The organism is Nocardiopsis moroccensis, assembly GCF_055763695.1.
Genome location: NZ_CP199747.1, coordinates 2,617,585 through 2,637,315, shown reverse-complemented (window position 1 = coordinate 2,637,315; position 19,731 = coordinate 2,617,585). Strand labels below are relative to the sequence as shown.

At 66.9% G+C, this 19,731-nt stretch carries 13 protein-coding genes and 3 rRNA genes; 8 read left to right on the top strand and 8 right to left on the bottom strand.

Translation table 11 applies throughout. The annotated features are described in order from the left end of the window. Positions 1 to 123: 123 nt before the first annotated feature. Genes ACUKCB_RS11705 through ACUKCB_RS11695 form a run of 3 tightly spaced genes read right to left on the bottom strand, consistent with a single transcriptional unit; the run spans position 124 to position 2,112 of the window. Positions 124 to 702: a permease gene (locus ACUKCB_RS11705; protein ID WP_473040533.1), complete on the bottom strand. Its 579-nt coding sequence runs from the start codon at positions 700 to 702 to the stop codon at positions 124 to 126. After that, entirely contained in the window at positions 702 to 1,301 is a 600-nt protein-coding gene (locus ACUKCB_RS11700) for a TetR/AcrR family transcriptional regulator (RefSeq protein WP_473040532.1), read from the bottom strand. Before ACUKCB_RS11700 ends, ACUKCB_RS11705 begins: the two co-directional genes overlap by 1 nt. Further along, complete coding sequence (locus ACUKCB_RS11695) at positions 1,294 to 2,112, bottom strand: alpha/beta fold hydrolase (RefSeq protein ID WP_473040531.1); 819 nt, start codon at positions 2,110 to 2,112, stop codon at positions 1,294 to 1,296. The genes ACUKCB_RS11700 and ACUKCB_RS11695 overlap by 8 nt, the downstream gene beginning before the upstream one ends. A gap of 293 nt (positions 2,113 to 2,405) precedes the next feature. Between ACUKCB_RS11695 and tyrS the strand changes: the two genes are divergently transcribed. The 7 genes from tyrS (at position 2,406) to ACUKCB_RS11660 (ending at position 12,636) form a co-directional block, all read left to right on the top strand. Beyond that, positions 2,406 to 3,704, top strand: a complete 1,299-nt coding sequence (tyrS, locus tag ACUKCB_RS11690) for a tyrosine--tRNA ligase (protein WP_473040530.1) — start codon at positions 2,406 to 2,408, stop codon at positions 3,702 to 3,704. 975 nt (positions 3,705 to 4,679) lie between these two features. Continuing rightward, a 16S ribosomal RNA gene (locus ACUKCB_RS11685) occupies positions 4,680 to 6,212 on the top strand. A 337-nt stretch (positions 6,213 to 6,549) separates the two neighbouring features. Beyond that, a 23S ribosomal RNA gene (locus ACUKCB_RS11680) occupies positions 6,550 to 9,645 on the top strand. A gap of 104 nt (positions 9,646 to 9,749) precedes the next feature. After that, a 5S ribosomal RNA gene (gene rrf, locus ACUKCB_RS11675) occupies positions 9,750 to 9,865 on the top strand. Together the 16S, 23S and 5S rRNA genes form the textbook arrangement of a ribosomal RNA operon. Before the next feature lie 1,084 nt (positions 9,866 to 10,949). Beyond that, positions 10,950 to 11,501, top strand: a complete 552-nt coding sequence (locus ACUKCB_RS11670; protein ID WP_473040529.1) for a hypothetical protein — start codon at positions 10,950 to 10,952, stop codon at positions 11,499 to 11,501. Then, on the top strand, positions 11,444 to 12,184 hold the full coding sequence (locus tag ACUKCB_RS11665; protein ID WP_194687314.1) for a tetratricopeptide repeat protein: 741 nt from the start codon (positions 11,444 to 11,446) through the stop codon (positions 12,182 to 12,184). Before ACUKCB_RS11670 ends, ACUKCB_RS11665 begins: the two co-directional genes overlap by 58 nt. 53 nt (positions 12,185 to 12,237) lie before the next feature. Further along, complete coding sequence (locus ACUKCB_RS11660) at positions 12,238 to 12,636, top strand: NUDIX hydrolase (RefSeq protein ID WP_473040528.1); 399 nt, start codon at positions 12,238 to 12,240, stop codon at positions 12,634 to 12,636. Positions 12,637 to 12,639: 3 nt separating this feature from the next. Here ACUKCB_RS11660 and ACUKCB_RS11655 read toward each other — a convergent pair whose 3' ends face one another. The 4 genes from ACUKCB_RS11655 to ACUKCB_RS11640 form a co-directional block, all read right to left on the bottom strand. Next, entirely contained in the window at positions 12,640 to 13,563 is a 924-nt protein-coding gene (locus tag ACUKCB_RS11655; protein WP_473040527.1) for a GNAT family N-acetyltransferase, read from the bottom strand. A gap of 53 nt (positions 13,564 to 13,616) precedes the next feature. Beyond that, positions 13,617 to 14,606 carry an MBL fold metallo-hydrolase gene (locus tag ACUKCB_RS11650; protein ID WP_473040980.1) on the bottom strand — a complete coding sequence of 330 codons (990 nt, stop codon included), beginning with the start codon at positions 14,604 to 14,606 and terminating at the stop codon, positions 13,617 to 13,619. A gap of 109 nt (positions 14,607 to 14,715) precedes the next feature. Then, on the bottom strand, positions 14,716 to 15,735 hold the full coding sequence (locus ACUKCB_RS11645) for an HAD-IIA family hydrolase (RefSeq protein WP_473040526.1): 1,020 nt from the start codon (positions 15,733 to 15,735) through the stop codon (positions 14,716 to 14,718). 45 nt (positions 15,736 to 15,780) lie between these two features. Beyond that, positions 15,781 to 16,632, bottom strand: a complete 852-nt coding sequence (locus ACUKCB_RS11640) for an AAC(3) family N-acetyltransferase (protein WP_473040525.1) — start codon at positions 16,630 to 16,632, stop codon at positions 15,781 to 15,783. A 144-nt stretch (positions 16,633 to 16,776) separates the two neighbouring features. On the opposite strand from ACUKCB_RS11640, the gene ACUKCB_RS11635 reads away from it, so the two are divergent. Continuing rightward, a complete protein-coding gene (locus tag ACUKCB_RS11635) occupies positions 16,777 to 18,432 on the top strand; it encodes a cation:proton antiporter (RefSeq protein ID WP_473040524.1) in 1,656 nt (551 codons plus the stop codon). A 7-nt stretch (positions 18,433 to 18,439) separates the two neighbouring features. On the opposite strand, the gene ACUKCB_RS11630 is transcribed toward ACUKCB_RS11635, so the two are convergent. Then, complete coding sequence (locus ACUKCB_RS11630; protein WP_473040523.1) at positions 18,440 to 19,729, bottom strand: DUF1015 domain-containing protein; 1,290 nt, start codon at positions 19,727 to 19,729, stop codon at positions 18,440 to 18,442. Positions 19,730 to 19,731 lie beyond the last annotated feature (2 nt).

Here is a 19,731-nt window from a genome sequence, read left to right as displayed (position 1 = left end):
CTGCCGTCAGCGGTGTGAGTACTGAGGGCGGTGGGACCGGTGGGACCGGTGGGGCGGGAGGGGTGAAACCAGCGGAGTGGCGCCGCGGGGTCGATGGAACCAGGGACAGACGCCTCGGGCGGTTCAGCCCAGCAGGTCGAACAGGAAGGATCCCGCCAACAGCAGGGCGATGCCCGCGCTGTACCCCCAGGCCCGCCGCCGACCGGGCCGCTCGCGGAGGGTGCGCCAGGTGTAGGACACGATCCCGGCCACGACCAGGGCGCCCTCGACCATGGCGGCCGCCACGGGGGTCTCCCATAGTCCCAGACCGACCAGCGGGAGGTCCCCGGCGGCGCCCGGAAGGAAGGGCAGATCCGGGCGGTGCACCAACAGGTCCAGGAGCCAATGGCTGAACACCACACCGCCCACGAGCAGGCCCGCGTCGCGCCCCCATCGCTTCCGGAGGAAACAGTGCACGAGCAGGCCCGCCAGAAAGGCCAGCAGGAGGTTCCCCACCAGGGAGTGCGAGTACTCGGCAGTGATGAGCAGGGAGCCGTAACCCGAGAGGCCGGGTTCGGCGGGGGCGCCGGTCTCGATCCCGGCGACGGCCAGGGGTGCGAAGACCAGGTCCGGTAACTGGGTGGCGACCAGCAGTGCCGCCATGGGGATGCCGGGTCGCCAGGCCTTGACGGCCCCCGCCACCCCGAAGTGTCCAGCCAGCATCAGTTCTCTCCCTCGTGTCCGTTCCTCGCGGTGCGTTCGGGCCAGTGCTCCAGGGCGCGCACGAAGCCCTCCACCAGTAGGTCGTAGCTCTCGTTGATGTCCTCGGGCATCCCGAACCCGCCCCGGGCCTCCAGGTCGATGAACCCGTGTACGGCGCTGCGCAGCGCACGGATCGTGTGCACTATCTGGCCTTCGGGGATGTCGAACCCGCGCAGTACGGCCGCGATCACCTCGACGGGTCCGGCGAAGGCCGCGTACGCCTCGGTGTCCGAGGGGGCGGGGGCCTGCTGGATCGAGGTGTAGCCGCCGGGGTGCTCGTGCGCGTACCTCCGGTAGGCCCGGAACAGCGAGCGCACGGCCTCGGCGCCGGACCTTCCGACCGCGGCGGCTTGGAGACGGCCGCTCAGTTCGGCCACGGCGAGGAGGGACACCTCCCGGCGCAGCCCGGCCAGGCTGTCGACGTGTTTGTACAGGCTCGGGGTCGCGACTCCGAACCGTTTGGCCACCGCGGCCAGGGAGAGGGCCTCGAACCCTCCCTCGTCACTGAGCGCGGCGGCCTCGGCGGCGACCAGTTCGGGGGTGAGACCGGCCCTAGGCACCGGCGTCCACCCTCTCGATGAGCTCGGTGATGACGGACACCACGACGTCGGGGTGCTGCGACTGCGGGTAGTGGCCGCAGTCGGGCACCATCACGAGACGGCCGCCGACGACAGAGGCCGCCCACCGGGCCTCGGCTCGGGGATCCTTCCAGTCGGGGTCCCGCTCTCCCATGACCACGACCGCCTCGGCGTTCGGATGTTCGGAGCCCTCGATCCACTCCACCGACCGCTTCGGGCCGTTGACGGTCGCCAGGACCGCGCGGTAGCGGTCCGCGGGGCGCAGCATCCGGCGGATTCTCCCCAGCTGCTCGCGGTGCCCCTCCGGAGTCCGACCCGCGTGGAGCCTGTCGTAGAAGAGGGCCAGTGCATGGGGACCCCAGAGGCGGGTGAGGAGGACCCTCTGCAGGGCCCTGGTCGCCCGGGTGGACCTGGGCGGCCGTAGGAAGGGGGCGAGCAGGGCGATTCCCGCCACCACGTCGGGGCGGTCGAGGGCGGCGATGGTCACCGCTCCGGCCCCCAAGGAGTTGCCGACCATCACTGTCGGCCCTCCGCCCAGCTCCTCGGCCAGGGCGGTCGCGTCGGTCGCCGCCGCGTGGTCGGTGTGGTCGTCGAAGGCGGTGTCGCTGTCCCCGTGACCGCGTAGGTCCATAACGGCCACGCGGTGCCCCGCGGCGGCGAGTGCGGCGCCCACGAACCTGAAGGAGGACCGGTGGTCGAACATGCCGGGAACGCAGATCACGGTGGTTCCGGTGTGCTCGGCTCCGTACAGGTCGTAGGCGATCCGCCCCTCGGGGCGCTGGAGGTGGTGCATGGGTGCTCCCTGGTCCGCGGCACGAGTCGATGGGCTCATGCCTATAGCCAAAAAGCTAATGGCATTAGCCAACCTGGTCAAGGCCCCGCCTCCCGGATGTTCGGGGCGGCGTCGGCGGCGGTATCGGCGGCAGGGTTGGCACCGGTGCTGCCGGTGGCCGCGTGAACTGGGGTGACGTCCAACCGATAGCGTGGCCGTGTGAGGGATAACCGGGTGCCCCGGCGGTGCACAGGATCTACACTGCGGGGCAGATCGGGCCGAAGGGCCCGCCTAGACAACAAGAGAGCTACACAGTGATCGACATCATCGACGAACTCCAGTGGCGCGGCCTGATCGCGCAGACGACCGACCTTGACGCACTCCGCAAGGCGCTGGCCGATGGTCCGATCACCCTCTATTGCGGGTTCGACCCGACGGCGGGAAGCCTGCACGTCGGCCACCTCACCCAGGCACTCACCCTGGCCCGTTTCCAGCAGGCCGGGCACCGCCCCATCGCCCTCGTCGGCGGCGGCACGGGACTCATCGGTGACCCCAAGCCCAACGCCGAGCGGCAGATGAACTCGATGGAGACGGTGCGGGGCTGGGTCGGGAACCTGGCCGGGCAGCTCTCGGCCTTCCTGCGTTTCACCCCCGAGGGGGAACAGGCCGGGCCCACGGACGCGGTCCTGGCCAACAACGGTGACTGGCTGGGCGAGATCAACGCGATCGAGTTGCTCCGTGACGTCGGCAAGCACTTCAGCATCAACCAGATGCTGGCCCGCGAGACGGTCAAGAGCCGCCTTGACGGTGAGGGGATGAGCTACACCGAGTTCAGCTACGTGCTCCTGCAGTCCTACGACTTCGTCGAGCTCTACCGGCGTTACGGCTGCACGCTCCAGACCGGTGGCTCCGATCAGTGGGGCAACATCACCGCGGGTCTGGACCTGGTCCGCCGGATCGAGGGCAACGAGCCGCACGGGCAGGCGCACGGACTGACCACGAACCTGCTCACCAAGGCCGACGGCACCAAGTTCGGCAAGACCGAGTCCGGCACGGTTTGGCTCGACCCCGAACTGACCTCGCCGTACGCCTTCTACCAGTTCTGGTTCAACGCCGACGACCGCGACGTCATCCGCTACCTCAAGGTGTTCACCTTCCTCTCCCGCGAGGAGATCGAGGACCTGGAGCGCCAGACCCAGGAGCGCCCCCAGGCCCGTGCCGCCCAGCGCACACTCGCCGAGCAGCTGACCACTCTGGTGCACGGCGCGGAGGAGACCCGCAAGGTCAAGGAGGCCAGTCTGGCGCTCTTCGGCCGGGCCGACCTGTCCGAGCTGGACGGGCCCACCCTGGGGGCGGCCCTGGCCGAGGTGCCCAAGGCCGAGGTCTCCGGGCCGGTCGGCGACCTGCTCGTCGTGGACCTGTTCGCCCAGAGCGGCCTGGCCCCCAGCAAGTCGGCGGCACGCCGCGCCATCCAGGAGGGCGGTGCCTACGTGAACAACGTGAAGGTGACCGACGTCGAGGCCAGGCTCAGCGCCGACGATGTACTCGGAGGCGGTTTCGTCGTGCTCCGCAAGGGCAAGCGCAACGTCGGCGGCGTCGTTCTCCAGGGTTAGGCGCATCGAACAGCCGAGCGGTGGAGTGCTCGAGTGGCGGAGTAGCCGGATGGTCGAGTGCGCCGGGTAGGTGTTGCACCGGGTGGCGAGCCCTCCGGGTGGGTGTACTGGTCTGATCTGCCGGAACCACGGGCCGGCCCCTTCCGGGGGTCGGCCCTCGCTGTACCCGGGGCCCTGTGGAGGGGACCTGGTGTGCTCGGTGCCCGGACGCGGGGCTCGGAGTCAAAGATCTGGTTTGGTCCTGGAATGATGCGGGCAAGATGGCTGTTGTCTGACAACAGCCGACGTAACAGCGCGATCCGGGTGTGAGGACCGCGCACGTCAGGGCCTTGAGAAGCCGCCCGAACAGGGGTGACTGAGGCCCGGGTTGCCGAGACGGCATCCGATCCGGGTCCTGACTTGACGTCCACCCCCGCCTTGCCTATAGTTGCACGAGTCGCTGCGGGACGGCGGGCGGACCCACTTCGGGTGCTGGCCCAGAACCGGACCGCGATCACAGACACCTCTTTTCGAAACACGGTGGTTCGAGCGGTGCTCGGGGCATGTAAACTTCGGAGAGTCGCTTCAAAAGCCCGGTGGAAGCCAACACGGCGGAAACGCAAAGGCAAACGGAGCACACGGGCTTTACCCCGATCAGGAAAGACACAAACCGCCGATTTGGCGGGGCGCGGAACACCTGATAAAGTAAAGACACAACACAGCGAGAAAGCCGCAACAGCGGCCGGACCGCGACAAAGCCTTCCACGGAAGAGCAACCGGAACACAAGTTCCGGAGCTTGTACGGGAAAAGCGATTGTTTCTTGAGAACTCAACAGCGCGTGTTTGATTTTCTTTAAGCCATGTTTGTTTTGGCCCCGACGCACCACGGTGCGTAGGGTTCCTTTGATTAACCAACGCGAGTTGGTTGGTCAGGATTTCTTCTAGGTTTACCCGTCCCAGGCAGACCCTCGGGTCGCCGGGTAGGGTTGTAGGACCTTTATGGAGAGTTTGATCCTGGCTCAGGACGAACGCTGGCGGCGTGCTTAACACATGCAAGTCGAGCGGTAAGGCCCTTCGGGGTACACGAGCGGCGAACGGGTGAGTAACACGTGAGCAACCTGCCCCTGACTCCGGGATAAGCGGTGGAAACGCCGTCTAATACCGGATATGACACACCATCTCCTGGTGGTGTGTGGAAAGTTTTATCGGTCAGGGATGGGCTCGCGGCCTATCAGCTTGTTGGTGGGGTAAAGGCCTACCAAGGCGATTACGGGTAGCCGGCCTGAGAGGGCGACCGGCCACACTGGGACTGAGACACGGCCCAGACTCCTGCGGGAGGCAGCAGTGGGGAATATTGCACAATGGGCGAAAGCCTGATGCAGCGACGCCGCGTGGGGGATGACGGCCTTCGGGTTGTAAACCTCTTTTACCACCAACGCAGGCCCCGGGTTCTCTCGGGGTTGACGGTAGGTGGGGAATAAGGACCGGCTAACTACGTGCCAGCAGCCGCGGTAATACGTAGGGTCCGAGCGTTGTCCGGAATTATTGGGCGTAAAGAGCTCGTAGGCGGCGTGTCGCGTCTGCTGTGAAAGACCGGGGCTTAACCCCGGTTCTGCAGTGGATACGGGCATGCTAGAGGTAGGTAGGGGAGACTGGAATTCCTGGTGTAGCGGTGAAATGCGCAGATATCAGGAGGAACACCGGTGGCGAAGGCGGGTCTCTGGGCCTTACCTGACGCTGAGGAGCGAAAGCATGGGGAGCGAACAGGATTAGATACCCTGGTAGTCCATGCCGTAAACGTTGGGCGCTAGGTGTGGGGACTTTCCACGGTTTCCGCGCCGTAGCTAACGCATTAAGCGCCCCGCCTGGGGAGTACGGCCGCAAGGCTAAAACTCAAAGGAATTGACGGGGGCCCGCACAAGCGGCGGAGCATGTTGCTTAATTCGACGCAACGCGAAGAACCTTACCAAGGTTTGACATCACCCGTGGACCTGTAGAGATACAGGGTCATTTAGTTGGTGGGTGACAGGTGGTGCATGGCTGTCGTCAGCTCGTGTCGTGAGATGTTGGGTTAAGTCCCGCAACGAGCGCAACCCTTGTTCCATGTTGCCAGCACGTAATGGTGGGGACTCATGGGAGACTGCCGGGGTCAACTCGGAGGAAGGTGGGGACGACGTCAAGTCATCATGCCCCTTATGTCTTGGGCTGCAAACATGCTACAATGGCCGGTACAATGGGCGTGCGATACCGTAAGGTGGAGCGAATCCCTTAAAGCCGGTCTCAGTTCGGATTGGGGTCTGCAACTCGACCCCATGAAGGTGGAGTCGCTAGTAATCGCGGATCAGCAACGCCGCGGTGAATACGTTCCCGGGCCTTGTACACACCGCCCGTCACGTCATGAAAGTCGGCAACACCCGAAACTTGTGGCCTAACCCTTCGGGGAGGGAATGAGTGAAGGTGGGGCTGGCGATTGGGACGAAGTCGTAACAAGGTAGCCGTACCGGAAGGTGCGGCTGGATCACCTCCTTTCTAAGGAGTCTTTTGAAGGCCAACTTTTTCCTATCGTTGGTCGGACTCGAAAGTGGACCCGAGCGTGCTGGTCTTGATGGCCGGCAGGTGTTCGGGAGTGGCTGAAGAGAATCGGACTCATACCTCTGGTGACTAGAAGCACCGGGGGGCGCGCTGTTGGGTATCTGAGGAAGCAATCGTGGCCATCGGCCTTCACCATGGGTGGGGGCGGGTGGTCTGGTTGGTTCCCCTGGACCACCCCTGAGAACTCCCAGCTGGTGCTGGTGTTGAGGTATCGGGGTTTGTGGTGGGTGTTTTGACTTGTGAATAGTGTGCGCGAGCATCTTATTATCTGTAGTGGCCAAGTGATAGTGGCACACGGTGGATGCCTTGGCATCAGGCGCCGATGAAGGACGTGGGAGGCCACGATAGGCCGCGGGGAGCTGTCAACCGAGCTTTGATCCGCGGGTGTCCGAATGGGGAAACCTAGCCCGAGTTGTGTCGGGTTGCCGCTACCTGAATGTATAGGGTAGTTGGTGGTGACGCGGGGAAGTGAAACATCTCAGTACCCGTAGGAAGAGTAAACAACAGTGATTCTCCTAGTAGTGGTGAGCGAACGGGGAAGAGGCTAAACCGTATGCGTGTGATAGACGGCAGTCGTTGCGTGTGCGGGGTTGTGGGGTGCATCTTTCCAGGTCTGTCGGCCTGGAGCGCTGATGGTTCTTCTAGCTGAATCCGTTGGGAAGCGGTACCGGAGTGGGTGAGAGTCCCGTAGGTGAAGGAAGAGTCTAGGTGTTGGTGTGTTCCCGAGTAGCGCGGAGCCCGAGAAATTCCGTGTGAATCTGGCAGGACCACCTGCTAAGCCAAAATACGTCCTGATGACCGATAGTGCACTAGTACCGTGAGGGAAAGGTGAAAAGTGCCCCGGTGAGGGGTCGTGAAATAGTACCTGAAACCGTGTGCTGTCAAGCCGTCAGAGCTGGGACTTGTTCCTGGTGATGGCGTGCCTTTTGAAGAATGAGCCTGCGAGTCATGGTGTGTGGCAAGGTTAACCCGGGTGGGGTAGCCGTAGGGAAACCGAGTCTGAATAGGGCGGTTGAGTCGCATGCTGTGGACCCGAAGCGGAGTGATCTACCCATGTCCAGGGTGAAGCGGGGGTAAGACCTCGTGGAGGCCCGAACCCACCAGAGTTGAAAATCTGGGGGATGAGGTGTGGGTAGGGGTGAAAGGCCAATCAAACTCCGTGATAGCTGGTTCTCCCCGAAATGCATTTAGGTGCAGCGTCACGTGTTTCTTGCTGGAGGTAGAGCTACTGTTTGGCTGATGGGCCCGACAAGGTTACTGACGTCAGACAAACTCCGAATGCCGGTGAAGTGAAGCGTGGCAGTGAGACTGCGGGGGATAAGCTTCGTAGTCGAGAGGGAAACAGCCCAGATCATCAGCTAAGGCCCCTAAGCGTGTGCTAAGTGGGAAAGGTTGTGGAGTTGCCCAGACAACCAGGAGGTTGGCTTAGAAGCAGCCATCCTTTAAAGAGTGCGTAATAGCTCACTGGTCAAGTGGTTCTGCGCCGATAATGTAGCGGGGCTTAAGTACACCGCCGAAGCTGTGAAGTTCAGCCCGTTGAGGGCTGGGTTGGTAGGGGAGCGTCGTGCATCCAGTGAAGCTGCCGAGTGATCGTGTGGTGGAGGGTGTGCGAGTGAGAATGCAGGCATGAGTAGCGAAAGCAACGTGAGAAACGTTGCCGCCGATTGACTAAGGGTTCCTGGGGCAGGTTAATCCGCCCAGGGTGAGTCTGGACCTAAGGCGAGGCCGACAGGCGTAGTCGATGGATAACGGGTTGATATTCCCGTACCCGTGCATGAGCGTCCAATACTGAATCAGGTGATGCTAACCACGCCGGATCTTTCAAAATCCTTCGGGAGATTGTTTGTATCTGGTCTGGGACCCGAGCTTGTAGTAGGTAAGTGATGGGGTGACGCAGGAGGGTAGCTCTACCCGGCGGTGGTTGTCCGGGGGTAAGCGTGTAGGCCGAGGGGTAGGTAAATCCGCCTCTCGTTGAGGCTGAGACGTGATGCCGAGCCGTTTTTGGTGAAGTGAGTGATCCCATGCTGTCGAGAAAAGCCTCTAGCGAGTTCGTGTGTGGCCAGTACCCTAAACCGACGCAGGTGGTCAGGTAGAGAATACCGAGGCGTTCGGGTGAACCATGGTTAAGGAACTCGGCAAATTGTCCCCGTAACTTTGGGAGAAGGGGAGCCCTGTCTGGTGACGGTCTTTACGGCCTGAGCTGGGTGGGGTCGCAGATAGCGGGGGGAAGCGACTGTTTATTAAAAACACAGGTCCGTGCGAAGTCGTAAGACGCTGTATACGGACTGACGCCTGCCCGGTGCTGGAACGTTAAGAGGACTGGTTAGTTGGGGTTCGCCCCGGCGAAGCTAGGAATCTAAGCGCCAGTAAACGGCGGTGGTAACTATAACCATCCTAAGGTAGCGAAATTCCTTGTCGGGTAAGTTCCGACCTGCACGAATGGCGTAACGACTTCCCCACTGTCTCAACCATGGGCCCGGTGAAATTGCACTACGAGTAAAGATGCTCGTTTCGCGCAGCAGGACGGAAAGACCCCGGGACCTTCACTATAGCTTGACATTGGTGTTTGGGATGGTTTGTGTAGGATAGGTGGGAGCCGGTGAAGTCGTCACGCTAGTGGCGGTGGAGGCGTTGGTGAAATACCACTCTGACTGTTTCGGGCATCTAACTTTGGACCGTGATCCGGTTCGGGGACAGTGTCTGGTGGGTAGTTTAACTGGGGCGGTTGCCTCCCAAAGAGTAACGGAGGCGCCCAAAGGTTCCCTCAGCCTGGTTGGTAATCAGGTGTTGAGTGTAAGTGCACAAGGGAGCTTGACTGTGAGACGGACGTGTCGAGCAGGAGCGAAAGCTGGGACTAGTGATCCGGCACCGGCGTGTGGAAGCGGTGTCGCTCAACGGCTAAAAGGTACCCCGGGGATAACAGGCTGATCTTCCCCAAGAGTCCATATCGACGGGATGGTTTGGCACCTCGATGTCGGCTCGTCGCATCCTGGGGCTGGAGTTGGTCCCAAGGGTTGGGCTGTTCGCCCATTAAAGCGGCACGCGAGCTGGGTTTAGAACGTCGTGAGACAGTTCGGTCCCTATCCGCTGTGCGCGTTGGAGACTTGAGAAGGGCTGTCCCTAGTACGAGAGGACCGGGACGGACGAACCTCTGGTGTGCCAGTTGTCCTGCCAAGGGCATGGCTGGTTGGCTACGTTCGGGAGAGATAACCGCTGAAAGCATCTAAGCGGGAAGCTTGCTTCGAGATGAGGTCTCCTGCCTCCTGGAGAGGGTAAGGCTCCCTGTAGACGACAGGGTTGATAGGCCGGGTGTGGAAGCCTTGTGAGGGGTGGAGCTGACCGGTACTAATAGGCCGAGGGCTTGTCCGCTGCAGATAATTGGATGTTCGCGCACACTGTATTCACACGAAGCTTGCTCGTGGTCATCGTTCCCTCTTTTTTGGGGTTGAGTGGTGGTTGTGGGTGTTAGGTTTCCGTGGTGGTTGTAGCAGGAGGGTCACACTCGGTCTCATTCCGAACCCGGTCGTTAAGTCTCCTTGCGCTGATGGTACTGCCCTGTGGTGGGGTGGGAGAGTAGGTCGCTGCCACGGTTTTTCTTGAGAAGAAGGAGGGGGTTGCTGTTATGGCGGCCCTCTCCTTTTTGTTTTTTGTGGTGGTTTGTGAACATGTGAAAAGCGGGGTTGTTGGCTGGGATGCCGGCCCCCCGGGGGTGGCTTGGAGGGGTTTTTCCGGGTGGGTGGGTTCGGCTCCTCTTTTTGCGGTGATCTTGCTACCAGGAGCAATGTCGGCGCCGAGGTTGCTTCTGGTAGCAAGATCACCGTGGTGGGGGTGCGGGGGTCTGCCCGGGTGGTGCCTTCCAACGGTCTGTGGTCGGGGTTCAAGGCACCCCCCTGGGGTGGTCTGGGCCCGGTGTTCGTCCGGCTGAGCCCTGTGGGGGTTGATGTCGGGCGTACTCGGAGGCCGCTACGCACCTCGCGGGACGTGCTTGATCTTTCTACGTCTGGTTCTGGAAAAGGGCGAGGCCCGTAGCTCGCCAACCCCCGGGATCACTGATGTGTTCCAGAGATGCGTGTCCCCAGCCCTGGCGAAAACCCCCTGTGTCCGGGCGCCGCCCACCGCGCTCCGGCCAACCCCCACCACTGGGGGAGGGCGGGCAAGATGCACGTTCTGTGACCCCCTGGGGCTGAGGGGGTCTGCACCGCCCGCCTGACAACAGCGCAGGGTGGGGGTCCCAAACCCCCTGGGGTGCTGCCACTTGAAAGCGCACGCCCAACCCCCAGGGGTTGAGGGGATTGGGGTTGTTGCGCTTGCTGCGGCGGATGGTGGGGGCCTGAACCCCCTGGGGCACTGGCAGCTGGGAAGTGGGACGGAAGGGGGTGCTGTGCTGTGGACAAGCACACCGTGGTGGGTTGCGGCTTTGGTGATGTGTGGACACACCATGTCGTAAGCTGGAGGATACGAGTACTTCTACGCGCTGCTACTGCTCAGGTGGCAGCGCTTTTGAATGTTGACGGACGGGTTGGATGACTGAGGACAGCCGATCGGGAGACCGCGAGGACTCCGGAGCAAACGACCACAGCGGTAACCGCTCCGGTGAGCCTGGCGGTCGCGGGCGCGGTGACGAATCCCGTCCCCGGTCTGGCTACAGGGCCCCCCGGGACGACAGGGGCAGCGGTGACCGGCGCGAGTATCGTGGGAGCGACGACCGTCGTGGTGGCTTCCGCCGCGACGACCGTGGTGGGTTCCGTGGTGACCGTAACCGTGGCGAGGGCCGGCCGGGCGGCGACCGACGAGGGGCTCCCGGTGGGGACCGTCGGGACGACCGCAGTGGGTTTCGTGGCCGCGATGACCGCCAGGGTGGCGACCGCAGTGGGTTCCGTGGTGACCGTAACCGTGGCGAGGGCCGGCCGGGCGGCGACCGACGAGGGGCTCCCGGTGGGGACCGTCGGGACGACCGCAGTGGGTTTCGTGGCCGTGACGATCGCCAGGGCGGGTTCCGCCGGGACGACCGTGGCGGGCAGCGGGGTCGAGACGGCCAACGTGGCGGGCAGCGTGACGACCGTGGTGGATACCGCGGCCGCGACGACCGTGATCGGCGTCCTCCGCGCGAGGACCGCGACCCGGCCGACATCGCTCCGCCGCTGCCCGACGAGGCCACCTACGGCCAGTTGGACAAGGAGACCAAGCGCGACCTGCACTCGCTGCCCAAGTCCCTGGCTGAACTGATCGGCAAGCACATCGTGGCCGCGGGGCTGTTCGTGGACGAGGACCCGGAGCGGGCCTACAAGCACGCCGCGTACGCCCGCCGCAAGGCCTCCCGTCTGCCCAGCGTCCGTGAGGCCTCCGGCATCGCCGCCTACACGGTGGGCAAGTGGCAGGAGGCCCTGGCCGACCTGCGGGCGGCCCGTCGTATGAGTGGCCGGGACACCTTCCTGCCGGTCATGGCCGACTGCGAGCGAGGCCTCGGCCGCCCCGAGAGGGCCCTGGAGATCACCAACGACCCGGCGGGCAAGGAGCTGGATGCCGAGGAACGCATCGAGCTGCGGATCGTCGCGGCCGGTGCCCGTCGTGACATGGGCGATGTCAAGGCGGCCCTGGCCGAGCTCCAGGTACCGGAGTTGAAGGAGCGCCGGGCCCGGCCGTACGTGGCCCGACTGTTCTACGCCTACGCCGATGTCCTGGCCGAACTCGGCCGCACCGAGGACGCCCGGGAATACTTCGCACGTGCCTCCTCGGTGGACCGCGAAGGTGTGACCGACGCCGATGAGCGCCTCGCCGCGATCGAGGGCGTCGAGCTGGTCGACATCGACGTCGAGGACGGCATCGTCTGGACCGACGTCGAGGCGGAGGCGGACGAGGCCGCGGCCGAGGCTGCTGAGGACCGTAGCCGTCGGGAGGGTCGGGACTGACCCCCTCGGAACACGCGCCGTCGAGTGGCCCGGAGCCGCTCGGCGGCGCTGCCGTGTATCTGGGGGAGCTACCCGAGGAGTACGACTCGGTGGTGTGTCTGACCTATGAGGGGGGACGCCTCCTGATGGTGCGCCACCGAAGGCGGGCCTGGGAGTTCCCGGGCGGCCATCGGGAGCCCGGCGAGGACCTGTACGCCACCGCGCGGCGGGAGGCACACGAGGAGGCCGGAGCCACCCTCGGCGAGGTCAGGGCCATGGGCTACTACGTGTTGTCCGGCGGGCACACCACCGTGGTCACGCACGCTGAGGTGAGCCGGCTGGAGCCCCTGAGCGGGGAGTTCGAGACCGTCGAGGTGCGGACTTTCGGTTGTTTGCCCTCCGACCGGGAACTGTCCTGGGCGGACGGCCTGTACGCCCACCTGATCCGCGCCCTCGGGCTGCCCGGAGCATGACCCTCAGGGCCTCGGCCGCTTGACGTAGGTACTCTCGGTCCCGACCAGGCTGTATCCGATCCGGTTGTTGATGGCGAGCATCGGCTCGTTGGTCTCGTGGTTGCCGGTGTAGGCGTGGGTGAAGCCCCGTTCCCTGGCACGGTGCAGCGCCATGGCCTTGACGTAACCGCCCAGGCCGCGCCCGCGGTGCTCGCGTAGGGTGCCGGTCATCGCCGACTCCATGCGGGTGTCGCGATCGGACATGTAGCAGGAGATCGCCACGGGGACACCGTCGAGCAGGAGGGCGAGGCTGATCTCCAGGTCGGCCATCGGATTGCCCCACACCGCCTCGAGCCAGTCCCCGTAGGACATGAACTCCTCCGACTGCTCGCTCGGCTCGTCCTGGTCGGCGGCCCTGTCGATCTCGTAGAGCGGTCGGGGGTCCTCGGCGAACTCCGACCACCGGCGCAGTTCGACCCCCTCGGGCGCCTTCGGGGGGTCGGGGAGCCTGTTCAGGTCCATGCCGAGGACGTGGTGGCTCTCGACCAGCTCGTAACCCCGGTCCAGGGCCGCCGCGCGGAACAGTTCGCCGTCGGCCTGGACGCCCTGTTGCGCGGCGGCGGTGCGCAGGACGGTCGCCCCCTTCTCGACCAGGCCGGCCTCGGAGGCGGCCAGGAGCCGGGCGGCGAGGTCCCCGCTCCGGTGCCGTTCCGCCATGGCCCCCAGGTAGGACCGGCCGTTGTCCGTGCGCAGCCTGCCCAGGATGTACCCGACCACGGTGTCGCCCTCCACCGCGACGAGGCGTGTGTCGTCGGCCCCGGGCACCGGGTGGTCGAACCGCCACAGCATGAGCTCCTCGGTGAGGACCATGCCGGGGAAGGCGTTCCTGACCAGGGCGTGGGCCTGGGGGATGTCGTTCCTGCGCAGGGGACGAATCTGGGGAGTCATGCCCGGAGGCTATGGGGGCGGTCCCGGCGACGCACCTGGTTTTTCCGCTGCCGTCAGGTCTGCTCCTTGGCGTCGGCCTGCTCCTGGGCGAGCCTGTCCAGCCAGTGCACGATCCCGCCCACGTTGGCCTCCGGGCCGCTGAGCGTGTCCAGGACGGCCGCGGCCTCGGGGGAGGCGTCCGGGGGGAGCGGCTTGTACCGGGAGATCACCTTGTCGCGCACCATCGCGATGGCGTGGTCCAGGTCCCCTCCGGTGTCCCGGGAGTCGCGCACTGTCTCCACCCACAGGCGGAGCTCGCTCTCGGCGCGGTCGATGGTCTCGGCGACGAGGTCGTGTGCGCCGAAGTGGGAGAACATCAGCCGCTGTGCGCCGATGTCGCCGAACAGGCGCAGGGTGCGCAGGCAGGCGTCCATGTCGAAGTCCGGCGGCGGGGTGGCCGGGCGCAGGTCCCCGGTGAGCGGGTTGTACACGCCCAGGGCGTCACCGACGTACAGGTCGCCGGTCCCGGTGTCCACCAGGCCCATGTGGTGTTTGGCATGCCCGGGGGCGTAGTGGGACACCAGCTTGCGGCCTGCGCCGAGGTCGATCTCGCCGGTCCCGGCCACCGAGCGGATGCGGGCCGCCTCGGTGGGGTGCATGTGCCCGAACAGGGTCTCCAACCGGTCGCCCCACACCATCTTCGCGCTGGCCATCAGACGGCTGGGGTCGGCCAGGTGGCGGGCGCCGCGCTCGTGCACGACGATCTCCGCGTTGGGGAACAGCGCCGCCATGTCCCCGGTGCCGCCCGCGTGGTCCAGGTGGATGTGGGTGACCACGATGGTGGCCAGGTCCTCGGGCGCCAGTCCGAGCCGGACGACGGCGTCCCGCAGGACCGGGGCCGAACCGGCGGTGCCCACCTCGACGATGCAGGGCCGCTCGGTGCGGATCAGGTAGGCGGACACGACCCCGGGGTACCCGGCGAGCATCGTGTCGATGGCATAGATCTCGTCGCCCAGCGGGGTGATCCCCTCGGGCAGACCGCTGACGTCCACATCGTCGTGCACGGCAGACACCCCTCTTCCTCGCGTGGTGCGGTCCGGTCAGGACCGAACCCGACTCTAGGACAAGGATGTCATGGCAGCGTGTGGTGGGGGTCACCTAACTGTCGGGGTCCTACCAGCCCAAGCAGGCCAGGGCCTCCGTCACGGAGGTGCTTCGGGGGTCGACCGAGCCGTCGGACCAGAGTGCTGTGCACAGGGCGCGCAGACCGTTCAATCGGTCACCGGTACCGGACAGGTGCACGGCGCCCGCGGCGACGGTGGCGGTCCAGCCGCCGCACACGGTCAGCGCCGTGTCCCCGTCGGTGCGGCGCACCGGGCCGGGGTGGGTCTCGTTCATCCCGGACAGGTCCCACGACAGGTAGCGGGGGCGCCGGTGGGCGGGGGCGGCCAGTACGTCCCTCGGAGTGGCGACCCCGGACAGGACCAGCAGGCCCGCGGCGCCGTGCGTGGTGGCCCCCTCGATGTCGGTGTCCAGGCGGTCGCCCACGATGAGCGGGTAGCTCGCGCCGGTGCGCAGCATCCCCTCCTCGTGCAGCGGGCGCATCGGCTTGCCCGCGATCACCGGTTCCACCCCGGTGGCGTACGCGATGACGCGCACGAAGGAACCGTTGCCGGGGGTGTTCCCCCACTCGGTGGGCGCGGTCGCGTCGGAGTTGCTGGCGACGAAGAACGCGCCGGCCGTGACCGCCAGGGTGCCCTGGTCGAGGAGGTCGCGGGACATCGTCCGCGAGTAGCCCTGGACCACGGCCACCACCGACTCCCCGGCCACGGTGACGGGTCGCAGCCCCATCCTGCGGACGGCCTGGCGCAGCCCGGTGTCGCCGACCACCAGCACGTCCGACCCCTGCGGGTACCGTGCGGCGACCAGGCGGGCGGCGGCCTCCGCGGAGGTGACGACGTCCTCGGGGGCGGCGGGTACGCCCAGGTGGGTGAGGTGTTCGGCGATCCGGGCGGGGGTGCGTCCGGCGTTGTTGGTCACGAAGGCGACCCGGGCTCCGGCGGCGCGGGCCTTGGCCACCGCCTCGGGGGCGGCCGGGACGGCCTCGGCGCCGATGTAGACCACGCCGTCCAGGTCGAGGAGCATCGCGTCGTGGAGCTCGTTGAGCGGGCGGTCGGCGGCCTGCAGGGACATGGCGGAAGGTCCGATTCGGTGTGGCGGGAGAGGGTCCTCCCCAGATTAGGGCGCCGGGCGGCCCTGCGGGGTGTGGGCTCCGTCCCAGGGCCGGGGCGGACGGTTCCGGGCCAGCCAGGAGGTGGCGAAGGCGACGGCCTCGGCCAGGGGGAACAGGCGGGCGGTCGCCGACCCCACCGGGCCGGTGGTCACCGCGCCGGTGGCCTCGAAGGCCGTGCCCAGGGCGGGGAAGTCGGACTCGTCGAGGGCGACGCCGGTGTAGGTGACCCACTCCCGGGCGCCGTCGGGGGTGCGGACCGCGCAGGAGGAGGGTTCGGTGGGCGGGTCGGGTACCCGGTACTCGGCGAGGTGGAAGGCGGTGCAGGAGTCGTACCCGGCGCCCAGCAGCAGGACGCGGGCGTCCTCCTCCTCCAGCCGGGCCAGCGGGGAGCTCTCGCCGAGGGCTGATTCGAGGGGATGGGGATGCATGAGGCGGGTCGCGTGCGGGCCGAGAGCGGCGAAGGAGGTCTGCGGGTGGGTGCTGCGCACGGCGCCCGGCCAGGTGCGGATCCGCTCGGGTACGCGGCCCATGCGGACACTGGGGGTGGTGGCGGGGTCGAAGGCGGGCGTTTGGGCGCGGATGGTCTCCCACCACGACTCCGGGACGGGCGGGTCGGCCCAGCCGGAGGGGTCGCTGTTGTCGCCGGTCTGGGTGGGCACCACCAGGGTCCCGGTGGGGCCGACGGCCTCCAGGAGGGCATGGACCACCGTCTGGTCGGCGCCGCACACCCAGCCGAGCGAACGCAGGGAGGTGTGCACCAGGAGGGTGTCGCCGGGGGCCACCCCGAGCCCGGTCAGGTCCTCGGCCAGGTCGGGACGGGTCCGGGGGCGGTGCGTGTTCGGGAACGAGGTGGGCACGGGGCCTCCTCTCGGGGGTCGGGCCCGTCAGTATGGCGGGCGGGGTCGGGGACGGCCATCCGGTTTTCGGTTCCCGGACCGGAATCGCCGGGGAAAACGCCACCGGTCCTTCCGGGACGGCCCGTGAGGTGCTTGCATGGCGGTATGGGTGCCCACGAGTTCCTGACACTGGCCCTGGTGCTCGCTGTCGTGGCGGCGCTCGGCCTGGTGGGCAACCTGCTCCGCCAGCCCCTGATCGTCGTCTTCATCGCGGTCGGGATCATCGTCGGGCCGGTCGGGCTCGGTTGGATCCACCCCTCGGGGACACTGGAGCTGTTGGCCCAGGTGGGCATCGCCCTGCTGCTGTTCCTGGTGGGTCTGCGGCTGGACCTGCACCTGATCCGGGCCACCGGTCCGGTGGCGTTGGCCACCGGCCTGGGGCAGATCGTGTTCACCTCGGCGGTGGGCTACGGGCTGGCCCGCCTGCTCGGTATGGACCCGCTGCCCGCCCTGTACGTCGCGGTGGCGCTGACCTTCTCGTCGACGATCATCATCGTCAAGCTCCTGTCCGACAAGCGTGAACTCGACAAGCTCCACGGACGCATCGCCATCGGTTTCCTCATCGTCCAGGACATCGTCGTGGTTCTGGTGATGATCGCGCTGACCGCTTTCGGCCAGGCCTCCGAGGACTCGGTTCCCGCCGAGATCCTGCAGGTGCTGTGGGCCGGCGGCGGTCTGCTGCTGGGGTTGGCCCTGCTCTCCCGTTACGTGCTGCCCCGACTGGTCCCCCTGGTGGCTCGTTCCCAGGAACTCCTGGTCCTGTTCGGGGTCGCCTACGCGGTGTCCGTGGCCGCGCTGAGCGAGTCGTTGGGTTTCAGCGCCGAGGTCGGCGCGTTCCTCGCCGGGGTGTCGCTGGCCTCGACCGAATACAGGGACGCGCTCGGGGCCCGCCTGGTGAGCCTGCGCGACTTCATGCTGTTGTTCTTCTTCCTGGAGCTGGGCGCCAACCTGAACTTCGCGGACGCCGGGCGCCAGATCACCGAGGCCGCGGTCCTTTCGGTGTTCGTGCTCGTGGGCAACCCGCTCATCGTGCTGGTGATCATGGTGCTGATGCGCTACCCGGCCCGGGTCGGTTTCCTGGCGGGGCTCACCGTCGCCCAGATCAGTGAGTTCTCGCTGATCTTCGCGGCCCTGGGGCTGGGGTTGGGGCACATCGACGCCGGAACCGTCAGCCTGATCACGGTGGTCGGTCTGATCACCATCGGTGGCTCCACCTACATGATCCTCTACTCACACCAGGTCTACCGGTGGTTGGGCCGCTGGCTGGACCCCCTGGACCGGCTCTTCCCCGACCGGCGCCACCGCGCCGAACAGCCCGCCAGGGACGTCGACGTGATCGTGTACGGGCTGGGGCGGTTCGGCAGGGAGGTCGTCACCCGGGTCGCCGCGGCCGGTTACCGCGTCCTCGCGGTGGACTTCGATCCGCAGAAGGTGTCCGCGGCCACCGAGCAGGACAACGTCACCACGGCCTTCGGGAGCGCCGAGGACCGGGACTTCCTGGAGACGCTCCCCCTGGGCCGTGCCCGGATGGTGCTCAGCGCGATCCCCTCCTCGCAGGCCGACCTGGTGCTCATCCACGGTCTGCGCCAGCACGGGTACGAGGGGTCGATCGTGTTGACCGCGCTCGACCCTGCCCTGGCCGAGCAGCTCCGTGAGGCCGGCGCCGACCACGTGGTGGAGCCCTACCGGGCGGGGGCCGAGAACCTGGTCGGGGAGCTGCGCGAACACATGGGGCCGCCGGGCCCGGCCGGGCCCGGGTGAGGACGGTTCATCGAAGGGTCCGCATGACCAGGCCGGTGCGCGGTTTGGGGCCGAAGGAGGTGGACTTGCGCGGGGTGAGCTCTCCGCGGTCGGCGACCGCGTAGACCTGGTCCACGCGCAGCGGTGGCACGATGACGGCGGTGCCCTTCTCGCTGCGGGCGGCGGCAGCGGCCTCCGCGGGGTCCTCGTGCACCATCCGCACTCGCTCCTCGGGGTAGTCCCACAGCGGCATGAGTACCTCGTGCAGTGCCGCCGTGGCCAGGTGGCGCCAGTCGGGGGAGCGGTCGGGCATCGCTCGTTCCAGGGCTCCCTCGTCGAACCCGCTCACGAGGTGGGCCCCGCCCCCGGCGGAGACCAGCAGCAGGGCCGGGGCGTCCACTCCGGCCAGGGCGGCGGGGTCGGCGTCCGGGACCGGTTCCACCTCGGCCACCTCCCGGGCCGCCCTCAGCGCCCGGTCGGTGTCCAGCCCGGGCAGGACGCGGTGGATCGCCCCGAGACAGGGCGGGTGGGTGTCGCTGTCCACGAGCAGGGCCAGGCCGTGGCTCCAGCCCGGATCGGTGTTCTCCCGGCGCAGGCGCAGGTAGGCGGCGTAGCGGTGGTGCCCGTCGGCGATCAGCGCGGAACGCGCGGCCAGGTCGGCGCAGACCCCCCGCTGCAGTTCGGGGTCGGTGATCGCCCACAGGCTGTGCCGGGCGCCGTCGCGGGTCCGGGCGCTGACCAGGGGGGTGTCCCGGGCGACGGTCGCCTCGGTGGTGGCGGAGGCCGCCCCGCCCGCGCCGCGGTAGACGAGGAAGATCGGTTCGAGGTTGGCGCGGGCCACCTCCATCAGGCGGAAGCGGTCGCGTACCGGCGGGTCGGCGACGTCCTCGTGCGGGCGTACCGCCGGGACACCCGCCTCGGGGCCCTGTTCCGGAAGCCCCAGGGCGCCCACGAGTCCCCTCTGGACCCGACCGTCCGCCGTGGTCTGCTCGTACACGTACAGGGCGGGGGCCTCGTCCAGGGCGAGCACGCCCTCGTCGATCCAGTCACGCAGCAGGTCGGCGGCGGCGCGGTAGCGGCGGGTGGCGGTGTCCCCGCCCTGGGGCGCCTGCCGGGAGAGTTCGAAGGGCAGTGTGACCCTCGCCGCGTTGTGCGGGTCGGAGCGCTGGAGTTCGCGTGCCTCCTCCGCGTCGGGGATGTCGTAGGGCGGGGCCAGGAGGCGTGCGAGGTCGAAGCCCCCGTCGATGAAGCGGTCGACGTCGGGGGCCACGTAGCGCAGGCCGCGGAAGGGGGCCAGGTCGAGAGGTTGGCGGGGCATCC